This is a genomic window from Burkholderia sp. Ac-20384 (assembly GCF_017104605.1).
Lineage (GTDB): Bacteria > Pseudomonadota > Gammaproteobacteria > Burkholderiales > Burkholderiaceae > Burkholderia > Burkholderia lata.
Genome location: NZ_JAAGPE010000062.1, coordinates 1 through 22,260, shown reverse-complemented (window position 1 = coordinate 22,260; position 22,260 = coordinate 1). Strand labels below are relative to the sequence as shown.

Annotated in this window: 21 protein-coding genes; 10 read left to right on the top strand and 11 right to left on the bottom strand. The window is 67.2% G+C overall.

The annotated features are described in order from the left end of the window. Positions 1-42 precede the first annotated feature (42 nt). Complete coding sequence (locus G3O00_RS14525; protein ID WP_174936607.1) at positions 43-936, top strand: LysR substrate-binding domain-containing protein; 894 nt, start codon at positions 43-45, stop codon at positions 934-936. A gap of 9 nt (positions 937-945) precedes the next feature. On the opposite strand, the gene G3O00_RS14520 is transcribed toward G3O00_RS14525, so the two are convergent. Then, a complete protein-coding gene (locus tag G3O00_RS14520; protein ID WP_206143382.1) occupies positions 946-1,836 on the bottom strand; it encodes a LysR substrate-binding domain-containing protein in 891 nt (296 codons plus the stop codon). A 242-nt stretch (positions 1,837-2,078) separates the two neighbouring features. On the opposite strand from G3O00_RS14520, the gene G3O00_RS14515 reads away from it, so the two are divergent. The 8 genes from G3O00_RS14515 (at position 2,079) to G3O00_RS14480 (ending at position 10,773) form a co-directional block, all read left to right on the top strand. Beyond that, positions 2,079-2,981, top strand: a complete 903-nt coding sequence (locus G3O00_RS14515) for an amidohydrolase family protein (protein ID WP_174936600.1) — start codon at positions 2,079-2,081, stop codon at positions 2,979-2,981. A gap of 36 nt (positions 2,982-3,017) precedes the next feature. Continuing rightward, entirely contained in the window at positions 3,018-3,923 is a 906-nt protein-coding gene (locus G3O00_RS14510; RefSeq protein ID WP_174950674.1) for an amidohydrolase family protein, read from the top strand. Positions 3,924-4,004: 81 nt separating this feature from the next. Beyond that, complete coding sequence (locus G3O00_RS14505; RefSeq protein WP_206143381.1) at positions 4,005-5,399, top strand: UbiD family decarboxylase; 1,395 nt, start codon at positions 4,005-4,007, stop codon at positions 5,397-5,399. Next, positions 5,396-6,010 (top strand): UbiX family flavin prenyltransferase, encoded by a 615-nt coding sequence (locus tag G3O00_RS14500; protein WP_206143380.1) that lies wholly within the window; start codon positions 5,396-5,398, stop codon positions 6,008-6,010. The genes G3O00_RS14505 and G3O00_RS14500 overlap by 4 nt, the downstream gene beginning before the upstream one ends. Next, entirely contained in the window at positions 6,007-7,128 is a 1,122-nt protein-coding gene (locus tag G3O00_RS14495) for a GTP-binding protein (RefSeq protein ID WP_206143379.1), read from the top strand. Before G3O00_RS14500 ends, G3O00_RS14495 begins: the two co-directional genes overlap by 4 nt. Positions 7,129-7,189: 61 nt before the next feature. Continuing rightward, a complete protein-coding gene (locus G3O00_RS14490; protein WP_206143378.1) occupies positions 7,190-8,563 on the top strand; it encodes a nucleobase:cation symporter-2 family protein in 1,374 nt (457 codons plus the stop codon). Positions 8,564-8,650: 87 nt separating this feature from the next. Beyond that, positions 8,651-10,033, top strand: coding sequence for an amidohydrolase family protein (locus tag G3O00_RS14485; protein ID WP_206143377.1), 1,383 nt, complete (start codon positions 8,651-8,653; stop codon positions 10,031-10,033). Between the two features lie 14 nt (positions 10,034-10,047). Continuing rightward, positions 10,048-10,773, top strand: coding sequence for an aspartate/glutamate racemase family protein (locus G3O00_RS14480; RefSeq protein WP_206143376.1), 726 nt, complete (start codon positions 10,048-10,050; stop codon positions 10,771-10,773). Positions 10,774-10,821: 48 nt separating this feature from the next. Here the strand turns inward: G3O00_RS14480 and G3O00_RS14475 are convergent, their stop codons facing one another. Next, positions 10,822-11,547, bottom strand: a complete 726-nt coding sequence (locus G3O00_RS14475; RefSeq protein ID WP_206143375.1) for an SMI1/KNR4 family protein — start codon at positions 11,545-11,547, stop codon at positions 10,822-10,824. Positions 11,548-11,764: 217 nt separating this feature from the next. Between G3O00_RS14475 and G3O00_RS14470 the strand changes: the two genes are divergently transcribed. Continuing rightward, entirely contained in the window at positions 11,765-13,006 is a 1,242-nt protein-coding gene (locus G3O00_RS14470) for an FAD-binding oxidoreductase (protein WP_206143374.1), read from the top strand. 30 nt (positions 13,007-13,036) lie between these two features. On the opposite strand, the gene G3O00_RS14465 is transcribed toward G3O00_RS14470, so the two are convergent. The 9 genes from G3O00_RS14465 to G3O00_RS14425 form a co-directional block, all read right to left on the bottom strand. Further along, positions 13,037-13,792 carry a FadR/GntR family transcriptional regulator gene (locus G3O00_RS14465; protein WP_206143373.1) on the bottom strand — a complete coding sequence of 252 codons (756 nt, stop codon included), beginning with the start codon at positions 13,790-13,792 and terminating at the stop codon, positions 13,037-13,039. Between the two features lie 190 nt (positions 13,793-13,982). Further along, complete coding sequence (locus tag G3O00_RS14460) at positions 13,983-14,855, bottom strand: amidohydrolase family protein (protein WP_206143372.1); 873 nt, start codon at positions 14,853-14,855, stop codon at positions 13,983-13,985. A gap of 60 nt (positions 14,856-14,915) precedes the next feature. Then, complete coding sequence (locus G3O00_RS14455; protein WP_011354234.1) at positions 14,916-15,857, bottom strand: ABC transporter substrate-binding protein; 942 nt, start codon at positions 15,855-15,857, stop codon at positions 14,916-14,918. A 97-nt stretch (positions 15,858-15,954) separates the two neighbouring features. Continuing rightward, positions 15,955-16,992 (bottom strand): ABC transporter permease, encoded by a 1,038-nt coding sequence (locus G3O00_RS14450; RefSeq protein WP_174931310.1) that lies wholly within the window; start codon positions 16,990-16,992, stop codon positions 15,955-15,957. Positions 16,993-17,008: 16 nt separating this feature from the next. Continuing rightward, positions 17,009-18,547 (bottom strand): sugar ABC transporter ATP-binding protein, encoded by a 1,539-nt coding sequence (locus tag G3O00_RS14445; protein WP_206143371.1) that lies wholly within the window; start codon positions 18,545-18,547, stop codon positions 17,009-17,011. Positions 18,548-18,559: 12 nt separating this feature from the next. Beyond that, on the bottom strand, positions 18,560-19,336 hold the full coding sequence (locus G3O00_RS14440; protein WP_206143370.1) for an SDR family oxidoreductase: 777 nt from the start codon (positions 19,334-19,336) through the stop codon (positions 18,560-18,562). Positions 19,337-19,379: 43 nt separating this feature from the next. Continuing rightward, positions 19,380-20,657, bottom strand: coding sequence for an L-fuconate dehydratase (locus G3O00_RS14435; protein WP_174931307.1), 1,278 nt, complete (start codon positions 20,655-20,657; stop codon positions 19,380-19,382). A 23-nt stretch (positions 20,658-20,680) separates the two neighbouring features. Continuing rightward, positions 20,681-21,523, bottom strand: coding sequence for an ureidoglycolate lyase (locus G3O00_RS14430; RefSeq protein WP_011354229.1), 843 nt, complete (start codon positions 21,521-21,523; stop codon positions 20,681-20,683). A gap of 41 nt (positions 21,524-21,564) precedes the next feature. Next, the coding region (locus tag G3O00_RS14425; RefSeq protein ID WP_206143369.1) for an SDR family oxidoreductase at positions 21,565-22,260 on the bottom strand (696 nt) is incomplete at its 5' end.

The window sequence follows — 22,260 nt, the reverse complement described above, 5'->3', positions numbered from 1 at the left end:
CCAGCGATCATTTCGTCGATTCCCTGTCAGTCGGACTAACAGATGCTCAAGCGATACCCTTCGATCCAGTCGATGCAGGCGTTTCTGCAGGCCGCGCGGGTCGGCAGTTTTTCCAGCGCGGCACGCCAGCTGGCGCTCACGCACAGCGCGATCAGCCAGCAGATTCGCTCGCTCGAGGAATTCATCGGCCAGCCGCTGTTCGCCCGCGCCGGCGGCCGCGTGATGCTGACCGATGCCGGCACGCTGTTCGCGAACCAGTTGTCGGACGGGCTCGAGCAGATCGATCGCGCGCTGTCGTCGGTAAAGGGGCGCACGACCGGGCCGTCACTGCGGCTCGACGTCGATCCGGAGCTGATGCAGGGCTGGCTGCCCGCGCGGCTGCCGGCACTGATGCACACGCTCGACGGCACGACGCTGACGGTCCTGTCGGCACCGCGCCACGACCGCGATGCATTCGATCGCGTCGATGTTGCGCTGCGCTACGGCTACGGGGAATGGGAAGGCGTGGACAGCGCGCTGGTCTGCCCCGACCGGCTGACCGCGATGGCCGCACCCGCGCTGCTCGAACGTTACGGGCTGACCGCGCCGCTCACGCCCGAACAGGTGCTCGAACTGCCGCTGCTCGGCTATACGAAGCGATCGTGGATTCCGTGGCTCGAAGCGGCCGGGCTCGAACCCGTCGAACCGGAGACGATCGCCGTGTTCGACAACGCGGCGGGGCTCGTCGCGACGCTCGCATCGGGGCTCGGTGCCGGGCTGGTGCGCGGGTTGCTCGCCGCCGATGCGCGCCGCGACGGCCGGCTCGTCGAACTCTGCACGATCGCGATTCCAACGCACTACAACCTGCATGCGATCTGGCCGCGCGAGCGCCATGCGCGCGTGAAGCCGCTGATCGACGCGATCGGCGCGCTCGTCGCGCAATCGCTCGGGCACTGATACGCCTCGCTACGCGCTGAATTCCGCCGCGACCTCGCGCACGGTGTCGAGGAACGCGCCGAGCACCGCGGACGTGTCGTCCGCGCGGTAGCGCGCCTGCAGCGATACCTCCAGCTCGGGCGGCAGCAGCGGCACGAACACGACGCCGCCCGTCGAGATCTGCCGCGACGACGCGGGCAGCAGCGCGACGCCCAGCCCTTCGCGCACCAGCGACAGCAGCGTGTGCACCTCGACGACCTCGTGCGCGATCTGCGGCGTGAAGCGCGCATCGACGCAGCTCTGCTGCAGGAAGCGCGCCAGTTGCGAATGCCGCAAGCCGAATGACACGAACTGCTCGCCGGCCAGCTCGCCGAGCGCGATTGCATCGCGCGACGCGAGCGGATGGCCAGACGGCAACACGGCCACGGCCGTTTCGCGCACAACGATCTCGCTGCGGATCGACGGATCGTCCTGGAACAGCCGGAAGAAGCACACGTCGAGCCGCTTCTCCTTCAGCGCGTCGATCTGCGCGGCCGGCGTCATCTCGTGCAGCGACCAGTGCACGTGCGGATGGCGCTCGGCGAACACGCGCAACGCACGCGGAATCGGCACGACCATCGCCGAGCTGATGATGCCGACCGCGAGCCGCCCCACTTCGCCACGCCCCGCGCAGCGCGTGAGATCGATCGCGCGATCGAACTGCGCGACGATCAGCGGCACCTGCTCCTTCAGTGTTTTCCCTGCCTCGGTCAATTCGACGCGATGTTGCGAGCGCACGAACAGCGCGGTGCCGAGCTGCTCTTCGAGCAGCCGGATCTGCTGGCTCAATGGCGGCTGCGAGATATGGAGCCGCGCGGCTGCGCGCCCGAAATGCAGTTCGTCGGCCAGCACCGCGAAGTACCGCAACACACGCATGTCCATATCGCAAACGTATCAAGAGCGTCAGTAAAAAATATTGTACAGAGCACATTCGGCTGGTGACACTCGGTCCCAAGCAGCAGTGCACGTCGCAGTGTGTCACTCGATGCCGGCGAGGGGAAGGCGCGAAAAAAATTGCGCCTTGCAAAGGGCCGCATGAATCCGACCGACCGGTCGCTTCATCGACGTGCCTGCCCGCGATACGGCAACCGGCTTTTCCGGTTCCTCTCAAGGAGATCGAGTAGATGATCATCGACACCAGCTGTTACCCGACGAATCTCGTCGACCTCGCATGGCGTCACGACGGCCCGCCGTTCACCGGCGAGCGCCTGATCGAGACGATGAACGGCCCGTTCCTCATCAACGGCAAGCCGCGCCGCGTCGACAAGGCATTCATCCAGCCGCCGCAAGGCAACACCATCTATACGTATACCGACGGCGAGAAGTCGGGCGCCGAATCGATCGACGCGTACATGGCGTACACGGTCGAGATGGTGCGCAAGCACCCCGACCGCTTCATCGGCTGCTTCGTCTACAACCCGCGCTGCGGCGTGGAGAACGGCGTGAACGCGATCGATCACTACGTGCGCAAGCTCGGCTTCAAGATGGTGCAGTTCCAGGCCAACATGCATGCGTACCGGCCCGACCGCGCGCTCGACTGGCTGCGCCCCGCGCTGAAGAAGTGCGCGGAGCTCGGCGTGCTCGTGAAGCTGCACACCGGCGACGGCCCGTACAGCATCCCGACCGAGTGGGTGCCGATGATCAAGGAATTCCCGACGGTCAATTTCATCATGGCGCACTTCGGCGTGCAGACCGGCGGCGTCTACTGCTTCGAGCCGTTCCAGCTCGCGATGGACCTGCCGAACGTGTATTGCGAATCGGGCTGGTGCCTGCAGTCGCGGATCGTCGAATTCGCGAAGGTGCTGCCGAAGCACAAGATCCTGTTCGGCTCCGACACGCCGCCGAACGAACCGGGAATGTGGCTGCGGCTGCTCGAAGTGCTCTGCTTCGATCCGCCGCAAGGGATGAATCTCGACGAGGACACGCTCGAGGATTACCTCGGCAATAACACGGCCCGGATGATCGGTCTCGAACCGACGCCCGCGCCGCGCACCGTCGACGAAGCGAAAGCACTGCTCGCCGCCTGACGCTCGCGCCCCTCTCTCCCGATTCCGGAGCATTGCATGATCATCGATACGCACCTGCACCCGACCAACCTCGTCGACGAGGCCTGGCGCCACACCGGCGAACCGTTCACCGGCGAACGCCTGCTGAAGATGATGGACGGCCCGTACATCATCAACGGCAAGCCGCGCCGCATCGACATGGGCTTCATCCAGCCGCCGCCCGGCAACACCGGCTATCGCGACGGCAACCGTCGCGGCCGCGAAGGCATTCGCGACTACATGGCGTACATCGCCGAACTCACGCAGAAGTACCCCGACCGCTTCATCGGCAACTTCACGTACAACCCGCGCTGGGGCCCGGAAAACGGCGCGGCCGAGCTCGAATTCCACATCAAGGAGTACGGCTTCAAGATGGTGAAGCTGCACGCGAACATGCACGGCTACCGTCCCGATCGCGCGCTCGACTGGCTGCGCCCGGCGATGAAGGTCTGCGCGAAGTACAACATCGTCGTGCTGATCCATACCGGCGACGGGCCGTACACGATCCCGACGCAGTTCTATCCGATCATCCGCGAGTTTCCGATGGTGAACTTCATCATCGGTCACTTCGGCATCCAGACGGGTGGCAACTACTCGTTCGAAGCGTTCTGGATGGCGATGGATACGCCGAACGTGTACTGCGAATCGGGCTGGTGCTACCAGTCGCGGATCGTCGAGTTCGCCCGCGAGCTGCCGCGCAACAAGATCGTGTTCGGCACCGATTCGCCGCCGAACGAACCCGGCATGTGGCTGCGCGAGCTGGAGATGCTGTGCGGGCCCGCGCCGCAGGGGATGGATCTCGACGAGGACGGCCTCGAGGATTACATGGGCAACAACATCGCCCGCCTCGTCGGCATCGAGCCGACCAAGCCGCCGAAGGATCTCGACGAAGCGCAGAAGCGCCTCACATCGACTTACCTGTAACGCGCCGGCAGCCGGATCGCGTGCCGCCTTGAACACGCGTGCGATCCGGCCCTTCCCCTTCCGTATCCGACGGAGTGCATCATGGCGTCCAGCCTTTTCGCCGAGCAGCAGGATTTCCATCACTTCGCGAACGCGTATCGCGAACGCTTTCCGGACGACGTGCTGACGCTCGCGCAGCCGCTATCCGCCGACCAGGACGTCACGGCCGTGGTCGCGTCGCTCGCCGCGCGCGGGCGGCACGAGATGCTCGTCTGCGAGCGCGTCGACGGCCTTTCGACGCCGCTCGTCACCAACGTATTTGCGTCCCGCACGCGCATCGGCCGGCTGTTCGGCGTCGATGCGAACGGCCTGCTCGACGCGTGGCAACAGCGTGCGAACGCGCCCGTCGCGCCGGTCGTCGTGCCGCACGGCCCCGTGCTCGATCATGTGACCGAAGGCGATGCGGTCGATCTCGCACAACTGCCGATGATCCGCCACTTCGAAACGGATCGCGGGCCCTACGTGACCAACGCGGTGATCGTTGCCGAAGATCCCGTGACGGGCGTCGCGAACCTGAGCTACCACCGCTCGATGCCGCATGCACGCAACGCGCTGGCGACGAGCCTGCATTCGCGCGGCCATCTGTGGCGGATGCTGCAGACCGCGAAGGCGCGCGGCGACACGCTGAAAGTCGCGATGGTGATCGGTGCGCATCCGCTGTGCATGCTCGCAGCCGCCGCGCGCGTGCCGTTCGGCGCGGACGAGCGCGCGATCGCCGGCGGACTGTTCGGCGCACCGCTGCAACTCGTGCGCACGCCACGTCACGGCATCGGCGTACCGGCCGCCGCCGAGTTCGTGCTCGAAGGCACGATCGATCCCGATGCGCATGCGGAAGAAGGCCCGTTCGGCGAATTCACCGGCTACTCGTCGGACCGCTCGACCAACAACGTGCTGCACATCGACGCGATGATGCGGCGCAAGGATGCGTGGCTCGTCGATGTGGTCGGCGGCCCGTACGCGGAGCACCTGACGCTTGCGCGGCTGCCGCGCGAAGCCGAGATGAGCGAAAAGCTGAAGGCGCGCTTTCCTTCCGTCACCGCCATTCACTACCCGAATTCCGGCACGCACTTCCACTGCTACGTCGCGCTGAACCAGTCGCGCGACGGCGAAGCGCGCCAGATCATGCTCGCGCTGCTCGGCTGGGACCCGTACCTGAAGAACGTCGTCGCGGTCGACAGCGACGTCGACATCACCGACGACGCGCAGGTGCTGTGGGCGATCGCGACGCACTTCCAGCCGCACCACGACCTGTTCGTCGTCGACGGCCTGCCCGGCAGCCCGCTCGATCCGTCGTCGTCGGCCGACGGCACGACGTCGCGGATGGGGATCGACGCGACGCGCGGCTCGCGCTTCGACGGCGTGCGCGCACGTGTCGGCGACGCCGCGATGCAGCGCGCCGCCCAAGTGATCGCGCAACTCGGCGGAGCATCGCGATGAGCACGCGGCGGCTCGTGGTCGGCATCAGCGGTGCATCCGGCTTCGTGTACGGGATGCGGCTGCTCGCGCTGCTGCGCGAACTCGACATCGAGACGCACGTGGTCGTGTCGCGCGCCGCCGCGTTGACGATGGCGCACGAGACCGACTTCAGGCTGTCCGACATCACCGCGCTCGCGAGCGTGCTGTACCGCAGCGACGACATCGCGGCACCAATCTCGAGCGGATCGTTCCGCACGCTCGGGATGATCGTCGCGCCCTGCTCGATGAAGACACTCGCCGAGATCGCGAGCGGTCTTTCGTCCGGCCTGATCTCGCGCGCGGCCGACGTCGTGCTGAAGGAGCGCCGCCGGCTCGTGCTGCTCGCGCGCGAAACGCCGTACACGCTCACGCATCTGCGCAACATGGCCGCCGTCACGGAAATGGGCGCGATCGTCGCGCCACCCGTGCCGGCGTTCTATGCGCGCCCCGCTTCGCTCGACCAGATGATCGACCACACGCTCGGCCGCGTGCTCGACCTGTTCGACCTCGATTCCCGCACCGTCCATCGCTGGAAGGACAGCGAATCCCGGCCCAACCCGCAGCCCAACCGCCTCAACGGAGACGCATCATGACCCACATCCACACCACCCACAGCGACGTCGAAAAGATTCCGGTCACCGTGCTCACGGGCTTTCTCGGGGCGGGCAAGACCACGCTGCTGAACTACATCCTGCGCGAGAAGCACGGCCGCAAGATCGCGGTGATCGAGAACGAGTTCGGCGAAATCGGCATCGACGGCGGGCTCGTGCTCGAATCGACCGAGGAAATCTACGAGATGACCAACGGCTGCGTGTGCTGCGTCGGCGCGGTGCGCGAGGATCTCGTGCGGATCGTGCGGATGCTCGTCGCGCGCCCCGACCGGCTCGATCACATCATCGTCGAGACGAGCGGCCTCGCCGATCCGTATCCGGTCGCGCAGGCCTTCTTCCTCGACGATCCGATCGCGAAGGAAGTCGCGCTCGACGCGGTCGTCACGATGGTCGATGCGAAGCATATCCGCGCGCATCTCGACGATCTGGTGCTCGACGGCCGCGACAACCAGGCCGTCGACCAGATCGTCTGCGCGGACCGGATCGTGATCAACAAGGTCGATCTCGTCGACGAACCGGACGTCGATGCGCTGACCGCGCGGCTGCGCGAGCTCAACACGACGGCCGAAATCGTCACGTCGAGCTACGCGCAGGTCGATCTCGACCGCATTCTCGGGATCGGCGCGAACGAATTCGCGCAGATCCTCGTCGAGAGCGACGGGTTGCAGGCCGATGCACCGCATGCGGACGAACAGGCGCACGAGCACGAGCAGGAGCACGAGCATGACCACGACGGCCACGCTCACGAAGCCCACGCACACGACGACGATCACGATCATCACGAGCACGACGAAAGCGTGTCGTCGGTCGGCATCGAAGTCGATGCGGACGTCGATCTCGACGCGCTCGAAGCGTGGCTCGGCGAGCTGCGTAGCGCCGATACCGCGAACCTGTTCCGGATGAAAGGCATCCTCGCCGTGCAGGGCCGTGCGCAGCGCTACGTGCTGCAGGGCGTGCACGGCGTGATCGAACTGCGCGCCGCGCAGGCGTGGGGGTGCGAGCCGCGCTCGTCGCGCATCGTTTTCATCGGCCGCGATCTCGATCGCGCCGCGCTGACCGACCGTTTCCATGCCTGTCTCGCCGCGGCGGTCGCGGCCTGACGGGCACGCCAGGCGGGCGCGTCGCGCGCTCGCCCGAAAACGAACCTCAGGAGACTCGCCCATGAACGCTGCTTCACATCCCGTCGATCGGGTCCTGCCGCGCCGCCAGATGCTGACGCTCGGCCTGCAACACATGCTCGTCGCCTATATCGGCGCGATCGCGGTGCCGCTGATCGTCGCGTCGGCGTTGAAGATGTCGCCCGCCGACACGACCGTGCTGATCAGCACCGCGCTGTTCTGTTCCGGCATCTCGACGATCCTGCAAACGGTCGGCGTCTGGAAGCTCGGCGTGCGCCTGCCGATCCTGCAGGGCGTCGCATTCAGCAGCGTCGGCCCGGTGATCGCGATCGGCCTGACGCCGGGTGTGGGGTTCGCGGGCGTGTGCGGCGCGGTGATCGGCGCTGGCATCATCACGACCTTCGCCGCGCCGCTGGTCGGCCGGCTGCGCCGCCTGTTCCCGCCGGTCGTGACCGGCTGCATCGTCACCGTGATCGGGTTGCAGCTGTTTCCGGTCGCGTATCAATGGGCCGGCGGCGGCGACGCGGCGAAGCTGCAGTTCGGCGAGCTGTCGTTTCTCGCGGTCGCGCTCGTCGTCGCGGTCGTGATCCTCGCGGTCAACCGCTTCGCGAACGCGTTCCTGCGCAACCTGTCGGTGCTGATCGGGCTCGTCGCCGGCAGCCTGCTCGCGATCGCGCTCGGGATGGGCAACTTCACGAACGTCGCGGCCGCGCCGTGGTTCACCGTGCCCTACCCGTTCCACTTCGGCACGCCGGTGTTCGCGATCGTGCCGGTGCTGACGATGGTCGTCGTGATGATCGTGCAGATGGTCGAGTCGATGGGCCTGTTCGTCGCGATCGGCGACATCGTCGAGAAGCAGGTGAGCGAGGAGGACGTCGTGCGCGGGCTGCGCGCGAACGGCGTCGCGAGCGCGATCGCCGGTACGTTCGCCGCGTTTCCGTTCATCGCGTTCATGGAGAACGTCGGGCTCGTGATCCTGACCGGCGTGCGCAGCCGCTGGATCGTCGCGGTCAGCGGCGTGCTGATGTGCGTCGTCGCGCTGGTGCCGAAGATCGGCGCGATCGTCGCGTCGACGCCGTCGGCCGCGCTCGGCGGTGCGGGCATCGCAATGTTCGGCGTGGTCGTCGCCGCCGGCGTGCAGACGCTCGCGAAAGTCGACTTCGAGAACAACCGCTACAACGTGCTGATCGTCGGCTTCACGATCGCGACCGCGCTGATTCCGGTGATGGCGCCGAAGGTGTTCGCGCACATGCCCGACTGGACGCAGCCGTTCCTGCATAGCGGCGTCGTGCTCGCGTGCCTCGTGTCCGTGCTGCTCAATGCACTGCTCAACGGCGTGCCGGCGGCCGACCCCGTTGAATCGCACATTCACGCCGACGCAACGCACGCCAGCCCGATGGCGCGCGAGTGCGACTGACGGGCTTCATGCCGCGCGCGACATCGAGCCTGCGCGCGGCGCCCGACGAATCACGACCCGACTATCCGAACCAGAGGAGACCCGACCATGAGCGTTCCTTCTTCTTCGCTGCTGATCCGCAACCCGATCGCGGTCATGAGCGGCCGCGCTGGCGACGACGCGCGGCTCGGCTCCGCCGACCTGCGTATCCGTGACGGCCGGATCGACACGATCGCGCCCGGCCTCACGCCGCTGCCCGGCGAACGCGTGATCGACGCGACCGACTGCGTCGTCTACCCGGGCTGGGTCAACACGCATCACCACCTGTTCCAGAACCTGCTGAAAGCCGTGCCGTCCGGCATCAACGCCGGCCTGCAGGAATGGCTCGCGGCCGTGCCGTATCCGCGCGTCGCACGCTTCACGCCGGCACTCGCGCGCATCGCCGCCCGGCTCGGCTTCGCGGAGCTGCTGCTGTCCGGCGTGACGACCTGCGCCGATCATCACTACCTGTATCACGCGGGCGGCACGACCGAGACGGGCGACTTGCTGTTCGACGAAGCGGCCAGCTTCGGGATGCGCTTCGTGCTGTGCCGCGGCGGCGCGTTGCAGGCGGCCGGCGATCATCCGGGCTTCGCCGGCACCGCGCTGCAACCCGAGACGCTCGACCAGATGCTTGCCGACATCGAGCGGCTGAAGGCGCGCTATCACGACGCGGGCACGGCATCGATGCGCCGCGTGGTCGTCGCCCCGACGACGCCGACCTTCTCGCTGCCGCCCGACCTGCTGCCCGAGGTCGCGCGTGCGGCGCGCGGGATGGGCCTGCGGTTGCATTCGCACCTGTCGGAAACGACGCGCTACGTCGATTTCTGCCGCGAGCGCTACGGCAAGCTGCCCGTCGAATTCGTCGCGGAGCACGAATGGCTCGGGCCCGACGTGTGGTTCGCGCACCTCGTTCACCTCGAAGCGAACGAAATCGCGATGCTCGCCGAAACGGGCACCGGCTGCTCGCACTGCCCCGTCAGCAATGCGCGGCTCGGCAGCGGCATCGCGCCCGCGCCGCGCATGGCGGCGGCCGGCGTGCCGGTGTCGCTCGGTGTCGATGGCGTCGCGTCGAACGAATCCGGCAGCATGACGCACGAAGCGAATTTCGCGTGGCTCGTGCATCGCGCGGCGCACGGTGCGGCGGCCACCACCGCCGAGGAGGTGCTGCACTGGGGCACGCAAGGCGGCGCGCGCGTGCTCGGGCTGAACGCGGTCGGCACGCTCGAAGCCGGCCAGGCCGCCGATCTCGTGCTGTACGACGTGAGCGGGCCGCGCTTCAACGGCTTCCACGACTACGCGATCGCGCCGGTCGCGGCCGGCGAACCCGTGCCAGTGAAATACAACATCGTGAATGGCCGTGTCGTGGTGGACAACGGCGAGATTCCGGGCCTCGACCTGGCTGCGCTGCGCCGTGCCGCCGTCGATGCGGTGCGTCAGTTGCTCGATTGAACGGAAGCCCTGCGATGAATCCGCGCATCCGCATCGGCATCCTGACGCCGTCGTCGAACACCGCGCTCGAACCGCTGACGACCGCGATCGTCGCCGGCTTGCCGGACGTCAGCGTGCATTTCGCTCGCTTCACCGTGACCGAGATTGCGCTCACCGAGACCGCGCTCGACCAGTTCGATGCGGCACGCATGCTGGTCGCGGCGCGGCAGCTCGCGGATGCGCGGGTCGACGTGATCGGCTGGAGCGGTACGTCGGCCGGCTGGCTCGGCTTCGAACGCGACGCGGCCCTGTGCCGCGGCATCGAGAAGGCCACCGGCATTCCTGCGACGACGTCCGTGCTCGCGTTGAACGAACTGCTCGAACGCACCGGCGTGCGGCGGCTCGGCCTCGTCACGCCGTATCTCGACGACGTGCAGCAGCGGATCGTGCGCCAGTATGCGCAACTCGGCATCGATTGCGTGGGCGAACAGCATCTCGGGTTACGCGACAACTTCAGCTTCGCGGAAGTGCCCGACACGCAGCTTGCCGGGTTGATGCGCCAGGCTGCGCGGGCGCGGCCGGATGCGGTGGCGACGTTCTGCACGAACCTGCATGCCGCCCATCTGGCCGCGCCGTTCGAACAGGCGACCGGGATCGCCGCTTACGACACGGTGTCGACCGTGGTGTGGAAAGCGCTGCGGATGGCGGGGGTCGATACACGCGTGCTGGCGCGATGGGGGAAGCTGTTCGCAATGAATTGACGATGCGGTGGACTGCCCGCGCGCCCGGCAGGCGCCGGGCGTGTCCGATCATCGCTTGTCGGCTTCCTCGACGAAAATCTCGAACCACGCGTTCATCACGGCCCAGAAATCCACGGGCTCGAGTTCGGTCGGGTTCTCGTGCCACCATAACCACCCTGCCGGGTTGCCACCGCCGGGCCCTTCATTCGAATCAACGCACAGCCAATCGCCGCTGCCGTTATGAAACACGGCCCGCACGAGATCCGGGTTCACGCCGAGCTTGCGTGTCTCGGCGGGTGTCAGGTCGAGCTTGTCCGCGAGCGCAGCCTGATCGGCGAGCGGCACCGGCCCCATCGAATTCGCGGGAAAGAACGTCCAGCCGTCATGCACGGTTTGATGAAAGCGCCGCAGATCTTCGGGCAATGCAGCCCAGGACGACTCATCATCGAGCCCCCGCTCGCCCAACGGCGCGCGGCCGATGAAGAAATTCAGGTCGTCGTGCTCGACCGTGTACGGATAGAGCAACGCGACGTCGCCACCGTCGTTGCGGAACACGGCCGGACGCGCGAGCTTTTCGTGAAAGAACTGCGCAACGGCCGGCAATCGATCGATGACGCCGGCCCACATCTGCACGAGCGTATCCGCTCGCATGTCGTCCGGCGTGGCGAGCAACGCGCGCCATGTAGCCGGCACGTCGACATCGGCCGGAATCTCGTCCGCCGCGAGCCAGACGCGGCCGGTCGCCCGGAAGCGTTTCAACTCCGCCGCATAAACCGCTGCGGTCAACTCGATCATCGCGCGTCACCTTCGAAGGCCGGAATCCGCGCATTCTACTGCCCGCGTCGTCGCGACGATCGCGAATCGTCTCGCCCGGGCCACCTGCCATGCGCGGGCCACACGCGTCCGCTTGGTGCCCCACGCCGCCGCGAGTATGCTTGCAGTTCGAAGGCTCTCCAACCCGGGCGCACAAGCCTCATCGCGGGCGCGCGCCGCTAACCGTCACTCACCATCGATGGATTTCGACGTCATCGTTCTCGGCGCAGGCATCGTCGGCGTCTCCGCGGCACTCCACCTGCAGGATCGCGGCCGCAAGGTCGCCCTCGTCGATCGCGGCGCACCCGGCGAAGGCACGAGCTTCGGCAACGCGGGGCTGATCGAGCGCTCGTCGGTCGAACCGTATCCGTTCCCGCGCAGCCCGTTCACGCTGATGCGCTACGCGCTGAACCGCTCGACCGATCTCTACTGGCACAGCACGTCGCTGCCCGCATTCGCGCCGTGGCTTGCACGTTTCTGGTGGGAATCGGCGCCGCTGCGTCACGCGGCGGCGTCGCGCGACATGCTGCCGCTGATCGAGCGCTGCATCGTCGAGCACGACGCGCTGATCGCGCGGGCCGGCGCCGGCGAACTCATCCGCGCGAACGGCTGGCTGGAGGCATTCCGCACACCGGCCGCATTCGAACGCGGCGTGGCCGAAGCCGGACTCACCGCGCGCCGCCACGGGCTCGGCATCACACCGCTCGACTTGGCCGCGCTGGCTGCGCACGAACCGAGCCTCGCGCCCGGCTTCTGCGGCGCGCTGCACTGGCTCGACCCGAAAAGCGTCGTCGACCCGTCCGAGCTCGTCAAAGCGTACGCGCACCTCTTCGTGCAAGGCGGCGGCACGCTGCTGACGGGCGACGCCGCGAGCCTCGACGCGCTGTCGCCGGGCTGGCAGGTCAGCACGCAGGACGGCATGGCCGCCGCGCCGGCGGTGGTCGTCGCGCTCGGCCCGTGGTCCGACACGGTGTTCGGCAAGTTCGGCTACAAGATTCCGCTGCGCGAGAAGCGCGGCTATCACATGCACTACACGCCGTCCGCGCGCGGCGTGCCGTCGGCGCCGATCGTCGATCGCGAATACGGTTACGTGATCGCGCCGATGAAGCGCGGGCTGCGGCTGACGACCGGCGTCGAGATCGCGCGGCGCGGCGTGCCGCCGACCGGCGTGCAGCTCGAACGCGCGGAACGCGTTGCGCGGCCCGTGTTCGGTTTCGGCGAGCGGCTCGACCCGCAACCTTGGCTCGGCTTCCGGCCGTGCACGCCCGACATGCGCCCGGTGATCGGCCCCGCGCCCGCGCATCGCGGGCTGTGGTTCTCGTTCGGGCACAACCATCACGGGCTGACGCTCGGCCCCGTCACGGGCCGCCTGCTGGCCGAGATGATGACCGGTGAAGCGCCGTTCACCGATCCGGCGCCGTATCGCGCGGATCGCTTCTGACCCGGTAACGGGTCACGCGTCGACGCGCGCTCAGTCGAGCGCGCGGCCGAAGATGCGGATCACTTCGTCGAGATGCTCGGCCATCGCGCGGCGCGCGGCGTCCGGGTCGCGTGCGCGGATCGCATCGAGGATCGCACGGTGCTCCAGTTCCGACCGGTGCGGCATGTCGTTCGGCATGTACAGCGACTGCAGCCGCTGGAACATCAGGTCGTACTTGTGCGCGAGCAACTGCTTGATCATCAGCGCATACGCGGCGTTGTCGCTCGCTTCCGCGATGCGGATATGAAACAGCCGGTCGCCCGGATGCGTGAGCGAGCCGCTGCGGTTGTCTTCCTGGTTGCGCAGGTACGCCTCGTGGATCCCTTCGATCTGCTCGTCCGAGCCGTGCTTCGCGGCCAGCGACGCGGCTTCCGGCTCGATCAGCCTGCGCGCCTGCAGCAGCGCGAACGGCGGGATTTCGGTATCGAGGTCGAGTGCGATGCCGAGTTCGGGATCGATCTCGATGATCGTGAACGGCGCGGCTTTCGTATCGGGTTCGGGTGCGGTGGTGGCTTCAGGGTGGCGCACCTTCACGCCGTCGCCGACGCGCACGCTCACGAGCCCGCTCACTTCGAGGGCGATCAGCGCCTCGCGCACCGAGGTGCGCGACACGCCGAACTGTTCGGCCAGTTCGCGCTCGGGCGGCAGATAGCTGCCCGGCGGAAAATCGCCGGACTCGATCATCGCACTGAGCTTGTCGGCGATCTGCTGGTAGAGGCGGCGGTTCTGAATCGGCTGGATGGACATACGTCGGAGCTGGTGATCGGTTTCATTCCGGACGGTTGAGCGCGCATCGCACGCAACCGTTTGCGCATATTCTAAAGGCTCGGCCCCGGACATCGGGCGAAGAATCGATGCGACCGCAACCATCGACACGCTGCGGCATCCGCCACCATTCGTCGGACGAAACCGCGCCCCGCCGCACACGCCCGCGCGCTCACGTCGGCACCCCGTAACACCGCGCGGCGGTACCGCCCCACAGCGCGTTGCGCTCGGCCGCCGACAGCCGCGACTCAGCCCAGCGCTCGATGATCGACGCGACTTCGTCATACGACGCGGCCAGCAGGCACACGGGCCAGTCCGACCCGAACATCAGCCGCTGCGGGCCGAACGCGTCGAGCGCCGCGTCGAGACACTGCTCGATATGCCGGACGTCCTTCCCGCGCAGGCCGCGCTTCCAGTCGGCCTCGGTCACGAGCCCCGACAGCTTGCACGCGACATGCGGCAGCGCACCCAGCTCACGCAACGCGGCGCGCCAGCGCGCCAGCGCCGTGTCGTCGCGCTCGAAGTCGGCGAGTGCCGGCTTGCCGACGTGATCGAGCACGAGCCAGTGCGCGTCGTGCCGCGCACAAAATGTCCACATGTCCCGCAACTGGTGCTCGAACGCGAGTACGTCGTACACATACCCGTTCGCCTGCAGCCACACGATGCCGCGATTGAAATCCGGCTCCGCGACGAACGCGCCTGCATCGGCTTCGTCCTGCACCTGGTGACGAAAGCCGCGCAGCTTCGGGCTGCGCCATTCGGCAACGCGATCCGCGAGCTGCGGCGCGGCGAGATCCTCCCAGCCGACCACCGCCGCGATGCGCGCATCGTCGCGCGCGAGATCGAGCAGGAACGCCGTCTCGTCGCGCCCGGCGCGCGCCTGCACCGCGATCGACGCGCCGATCGCCTGCGCATGCATCAGCGGCCACAGCGCGTCGGGCAGGTAGTCGCGCGCGAGCACCCCCATCCCGGCGTCGATCCACGGATAGTCGGCGGCGCGATAGCGCCAGAAGTGCTGATGGGAATCGATACGCACTGCGCCCATGATGCCCTCGTGTCCGGTCGCCACGGCGGCGGCGCGCGCCACCGCCGCTCGACGCAACGTTCAGTCGTACAACACCGCCGCGATCTTCGGATCGTCGATATTGGTCTTGTCGTACCAATAGAAACCGGTATCGATGACCTTCGGCAGCTTCTCGCCCTTGATCGCCTTCACGGCTGCCTCGACCGTCTTGTAGCCGATCCCGATCGGGTTCTGCGTGATCGCGCCGGCCATCAGCCCGCTACGGATCGCGTCCTTCTGCTGCTTGCCGGAATCGTACCCGACGATCACGACCTTGCGCTTCATCTCGCGCACGCCGTTGACCACGCCGATCGCCGAGCCTTCGTTCGTGCCGAACAGCCCCTTGAGCTTCGGATACGCCTGCAGGATCGACTTCGTCACCTCGGTCGACTTCAGCTGGTCGCCTTCACCGTACTGAACCGTCACGACCTGCACCTTCGGGTGCGCCGACTTCATTCGTTCGAGGAAGCCGTCGCGGCGATCGATGCCGGTGCGGCTCGTCTGGTCGTGCGCGACCACGGCCACCTCGCCTTCGTCGCCGATCAGCGCGGCGAGCTTGTCGGCGGCGAGCGACGCGGCGGCCTTGTTGTTGGTCGCAGCCGTCGTCACCGGGATGTCGCTGTCCACGCCCGAGTCGAACGCGATCACCGGGATCTTCTCGGCCTGCGCCTTCTTCAGCAGCGGCAGCGCGGCCTTGCTGTCGAGCGCCGCGAAGCCGAGCGCGGCCGGCTTCTTCGCGATCGCGGCCGACAGCATGTCGATCTGCTTGTCGACCATCGCCTCGGTTTCGGGCCCTTCGAACGTCACCTTCACCTTGTAGTCCTTCGCGGCCTGCATCGCGCCCGCTTTCACGGCCTGCCAGAACTGATGCTGGAAGCCCTTCGAGATCAGCGGGATGTAGGTCTCCTGCGCCTGCGCGCCGGCCGTGACGCCGACAGCGAACGTCAGCCCGACGATCGCGTTCAACACCTTGCTCCTGATCACTTCGCGTCTCCTTTTTTCGTATCGACTAAAACGACTGGAACGACTGGGACGCCGGCCGGAGCCGGCGATGAAGCACAAGCCTGCGTGAATGCGTGCGTCAGCGGCGCCGCCGGCGCAGGATATCGACGTAGACGGCGAGGATGATGATCACCCCCGTCACGACCGTCTGCCATTCCTGCGCGACCGACATGATGCGCAGGCCGTTCGTCAGCACGCTCATGATGAACGCGCCGATGATCGTGCCGACGATGCTGCCCGCGCCGCCCGACAGCGACGTGCCGCCGATCACGACGGCCGCGATCGCGTCGAGCTCGTAGCCCTGCCCGAGCGCGGGCTGCGCGGAATTCAGCCGCGATGCGATCAAGAGCCCGGCAATCCCGCACACCGCGCCGCTGAACGTGTAGACGGCGATCTTCCACGCGTCGACATTCACGCCCGACAGCCGCAGCGCTTCCTCGTTGCTGCCGAGCGCGAATGTATAGCGGCCGAAGATCGTGCGGTTCAGCACGATCGACGCGCCGATCGCGACGAGGAACAGGATCAGCACCGCGTTCGGAATCGGCAGCGCGGGAATCAGGTTGCCGATCAGCGAATCCTGCGCGATCGACGTGAAGCCCGGCGTGTCGTTGAAGTAGATCGGCCGCGTGCCCGAGATCACGAGCGACAGCCCCTTGAGCAGCATCATCATGCCGAGCGTCGCGATGAACGGCGGCACCTTCATCTTCGCGATCACGAAGCCCGATACGCTGCCCGACAGCGCACCGAAGCACAGTGCAGCCAGGATCCCGAGCGGCAGCGGCATGCCCCATTTCGTCAGCACGACGCCGGCCATCACCGCGCAGAACGTCATCAGCGTGCCGACCGACAGGTCGATGCCCGACGTGATGATCACGTAGGTACACGCGACGGCCAGCACGCCGTTCACCGCGGTGGCCTGCAGGATCGCGACGAGGTTGTCGACTTCGAGGAAGTTCGGCGACGCGATGCTGAAGAACACGATCAGCAGCACGAGGCTCGCGAACGCGAGCAGCTTCTGCCGCGCGGCCGGGTTGAAGAAGCGGGCTTTCAGGCTCGCTGCCGCGGCCGGCGTGTCGCCGGGCGCGAGAGGCGGAACGGGATGCGTATCGTTGGACATGATCGTAGGGGTTGAATCAGGACAATACGGTCGACTCGCGCTGCGTCGCGAGCCGCATGATCTTTTCCTGCGTGGCGTCGGCCGCGCGCAATTCGCCGGTCACGCGCCCTTCGCACATCACGAGAATCCGGTGGCTCATGCGCAGCACTTCGGGCAGCTCCGACGAGATCATCACGATCGCCTTGCCGTCGGCGGCGAGCGCGTCGAGCAGCTTGTAGATCTCGCTTTTCGCGCCAACGTCGATGCCGCGCGTCGGTTCGTCGAAGAACAGGATGTCGCAGTCGCGCAGCAGCCACTTCGCGATCACGATCTTCTGCTGGTTGCCGCCCGACAGCAGCCGCGCCGGCTGCGTCACCGACGGCGTGCGGATCGCGAGCTGCCGCACGTACGATTGCGCGGTGTCGCGCAGCGCACGCGCGTCGAGGAACACGCCGCGGCGCACGAAGCGGCGCATGCTCGACAACGCGATGTTGTTCTGCACGTCCATCCCGACCGCGAGCCCGAAGTGCTTGCGATCCTCGGACAGGTAGCCGATGCCGTGCTTCACCGCATCGGCCGGCGTACGGATCGTCACGGTCCTGCCGTGCACGCGGATCTCGCCCGCGTCGACCGGGTCCGCGCCGAACACCGCGCGCGCGACTTCGGTGCGGCCCGCGCCCATCAGCCCCGCGAAGCCGAGGATCTCGCCGCGCCGCAGCGTGAAGCCGACATCGCGAATCGCCCGGCCGCGCGACAGCCCGCGCACTTCGAGCGCGACGTCGTTCGCGGACGTATCGGGCGGCGTGCGGAATTCGGTCGCGAGCTGGCGGCCGACCATCATCGCGATGATCGCGTCCATCGACGTGTCCGCCATCGGCACGGTCGCGACATACTTGCCGTCGCGCATCACGGTCACGCGATCGGCGATCTGGCGCAGCTCGTCCATCTTGTGCGAGATGTAGACGATGCCGACACCGTGTGCGCGCAGGTCGCCGATGATGCGGAACAGCTCGGCGATCTCCGCGTTGTTGAGCGCGGCGGTCGGTTCGTCCATGATCAACACGCGCGAGTCGAACGACAGCGCCTTCGCGATCTCGACCATCTGCTGCTTCGCCACCGTGAGCTGTCCGACCGGCGTACGCGGGTCGAGATCGAGCCGCATCCGCGCGAAGATCGCGGCTGCGTCGCGGTTGAGTGCCGCTTCGTCGACGAACACGCCGAAGCGGCCGCGCGGCTCGCGGCCGATGAAGATGTTCTGCGCGACGCTCAGGTGGTTCATCAGGTTCAGTTCCTGATGGATGATGCCGATCCCGAGCGCCTGCGCGGCGCGCGGATCGGCGATTTCCACCGCACGGCCGTCCATCCGGATCTCGCCGTCGTCACGCTGGTAGACGCCTGCGAGAATCTTCATCAGCGTCGACTTGCCGGCGCCGTTCTCGCCCATCAGCGCATGCACTTCGCCGGCACGCAGGTCGAAATGGCAGTCGTCGAGCGCCTGCACGCCGGGGAAGCGCTTGCCGATACCGGTCAAGGCGATCAGCGACGGCGCGGGGTTCGGAGTCAGGTCGGATTGCATGGATCGCCGCCCTTAGCTGATCGCACGGTCGAGATGCGTATAGCCGCCGTCGACGAACAGCCACTGGCCCGTCGTGTGCGCTGCGCGTTCCGACAACAGGAATACGGCCGTATCGGCAATTTCGTCGGCCGTCGTGAAGCGTTTGCCGAGCGGCACCTTGCCGGCGATGCCGGCCAGCTTCGCGTCGGGGTCGTCGAAACTGTCGAGCCATCTCCGGTACAGCGGCGTCATCACTTCGGCCGGGATCACCGCGTTCACGCGCACGCCGTCGTCACGCAACGCGACGGCCCATTCGCGCGTCAATGCAAGCTGCGCGCCCTTCGATGCGCAATAGCCGCTCGTGTTGCCCTGCCCGGTGACGGCCGTCTTCGACGACAAATTGACGATCGCGCCGCGCGTCGCCTTCAGGTGCGGCACACAGTAGTGCGCCATCACGTAGTAGTGGATCAGGTTGCGTTCGAGCGACGCGACAAACGCATCGCGCCCGGCATCGAGCCCGATGCTGTCGTTGACGCCCGCATTGTTGACCAGGCCGTCGAGACGGCCGAAACGCGCGATGGTTTCCGCAACCGCATCGCGGCATCGCGCATCGTCCTGCAACTCGACAGAGATGCAGGCGGCACGCGGCTGCTTCTGCACGAGTGCGCGCCAGAACGCATCGTCGGGCGCGTGGCGCGCGAACACCACCGGAACCGCGCCTTCCTCGGCCAGCCGCATCGAGATCGCGGCGCCGATGCCCGACGCGCCGCCGGTCACGATCACGACCTTGTGTTGCAGATTCAAATCCACTTCGCGTCTCCGTCGTTCATGTTGTCGGCACGCTCAACGCGTGTCAGCCGCGGAACCGGTACTGCTCCAGCGATTCGGGCTTCATCTCGATCGAGAAACCGGGCGCCGTCGGCGGCATGTACGCCGCGCCGCGCACGACACACGGTTCGACGAAATGCTCGTGCAGGTGATCGACGTACTCCGTCACACGCCCTTCCTTCGTGCCGGCAATGCAGATGTAGTCGATCATCGACAGATGCTGCACGTACTCGCACAGCCCGACGCCGCCCGCATGCGGACACACCGGCAGCCCGTACTTCGCGGCCATCAGCATCACCGCGAGAATCTCGTTCACGCCGCCGAGCCGGCACGCATCGATCTGCACGACGTCGATCGCGCCGCGCGCGATGAACTGCTTGAACAGCACGCGGTTCTGGCACATCTCGCCGGTCGCGACCTGCACGGGTGCGATCGCCTCGCGGATCTTGCGATGCCCTTCGACGTCGTCGGGGCTCGTCGGCTCCTCGATGAACCACGGCCGCGCGAACGCCAGCTCGCGCACCCAGTCGATCGCTTCGTCCACTTCCCACACCTGGTTCGCGTCGATCATCAGCTTGCGGTCCGGACCGATCACCTCGCGCGCGATCGTCACGCGGCGGATGTCGTCTTCCAGGTTGGCGCCGACCTTCAGCTTCACGTACTCGAACCCCGCTTCGACCGCTTCGCGGCACAGCCGCCGCAACTTGTCGTCGCTGTAGCCGAGCCAGCCGGCCGACGTCGTGTAGCACGGGTAGCCGTCGCGCTCGAGCAGTGCGATCCGCTCGGCCTTGCCGGGCACTTGCCGGCGCAGCAGGTCGAGCGCTTCGTCCGGCGTCAGGCAGTCGGTCAGGTAGCGGAAGTCGATCGCGCGCACCAGTTCCTCGGGGCGCATGTCGGCCACGAGCCGCCACAACGGCTTGCGCTCGGCTTTCGCCCACAGATCCCATACCGCGTTGACGACGGCCCCCGTCGCCAGATGGATCGCACCCTTGTCGGGGCCGATCCAGCGCAACTGGCTGTCCGACGTGACGTGCCGCCAGAAGCGGCCCATGTCTTCGCGGATCCAGTCGAGGTCGAGGCCGACGACGAGGTGACGCATCGCGTCGATCGCCGCGCAGCAGATCTCGTTGCCGCGCCCGATGGTGAACGTGAGCCCATGACCTTCAAGCCCGTCGCGGTCGGTTTCGAGCACGACGTAGGCCGCCGAATAATCGGGGTCCGGATTCATCGCATCGGAGCCGTCGAGCTGGCGCGAGGTCGGGAAGCGCACGTCGAGGACGCGCATCGATCGAATGATAGGCATGACGAATCGTCCGCGAAAGGAAATCAGGCCTGCACGGTGCGCTGGCGTTGCTCGCCGAGACCGTCGATGCCGAGCGTGATCACCTGCCCGGCGCGCAGATAGACGGGCGGCTTCTGCCCGAGACCGACACCCGGCGGCGTGCCGGTCGAGATCACGTCGCCCGGCTGCAGGCTCATGAAGCGGCTCAGGTAGCTGATCAGGTGCGGCACGCGGAACACCATCGTCGCGGTCGTGCCGTTCTGGTAGCGATGGCCGTCGACGTCGAGCCACAGCCGCAGCGCATGCGGATCGGGCACGTCGTCGGCCGTCACGAGCCACGGGCCGAGCGGCCCGAACGTGTCGTTGCCCTTGCCCTTGTCCCACGTGCCGCCGCGTTCGAGCTGGAATTCGCGCTCCGACACGTCGTTCACGACGCAGTAGCCGGCGACGTGCGACAGTGCGTCGGCTTCCGCGATATAGCGGCCGCCCTGGCCGATCACCACGCCGAGCTCGACTTCCCAGTCGGTCTTCTCCGAGCCGCGCGGAATCTCGACGTCGTCGTTCGGCCCCGAGATCGCGCTCGTCCACTTGCCGAACACGACGGGCTCCTTCGGCACTTCCATCCCCGATTCGGCCGCGTGGTCGGAATAGTTGAGCCCGATGCAGATGAACTTGCCGACGCGGCCGACGCATGCGCCGAGCCGCGGCGTGCCTTCGACGAGCGGCAGCGACGACGGCGGGATATCGCGCAGCCGTGCGAGCGACGCCGGCGTCAGCACATCGCCGGCGATGTCGTCGATCACGCCGGACAGGTCGCGAATGTGGCCGTTCGCATCGAGCAGGCCGGGCTTTTCATGGTGTTTGTCGCCAAATCTCAGCAGTTTCATGTCGTGTTGAGCGGAAACGGAAAGTAAAGGGGAAGGCTTGGTCAGTTCGACCAGCCGCCGTCGATCAGGTGGATCGCGCCGGTCGTGAACGACGCTTCGTCGGATGCGAGGTACAGCGCGAGCGCGGCCACTTCTTCCGCGCTGCCGATGCGGCCGATCGGCTGGCGCGCGACAAAAGCCTGGCGCACCTCGTCGGTCGACACGTGGCGCGTACGCGCCTGGTCCGCGATCCGTTGCTCCAGCGACGGCGATTCGATCGTCCCCGGGCAGATCGCGTTGCAGCGGATGCCCCGCTCGACGAAATCGGCGGCCACCGCCTTGGTCAGCCCGATCACGGCCGCCTTGGTCGTGCCGTAGACGAAGCGGTTCGGCACGCCCTTCACGCTCGATGCGGCCGACGCCATGTTGATGATCGACGCGCCGCCGGCTTCGAGCATCGCCGGCAGCAGCGCGCGGATCAGCCGGTACATCGACGTGACGTTCAGGTTCAGCGAGAACGCCCAGGCTTCGTCGTCGCAGTCGAGGATCGAGCCGTGGTGCACGAAGCCCGCGCAGTTGAACAGCACGTCGAACGCACGCTCGCTCGCGGCGAGCGCCGCGACGTCCTGCGCATCGGTCACGTCGAGCCGCCGCGTGGTCAGCCGGCCGCCCGCGCGTTCGGCGTCGGCCTCCAGCCGCACGAGCGCGGCTTCGTTGATGTCGGTCGCCAGCACGTCCGCGCCCTCGCGCGCGAACCA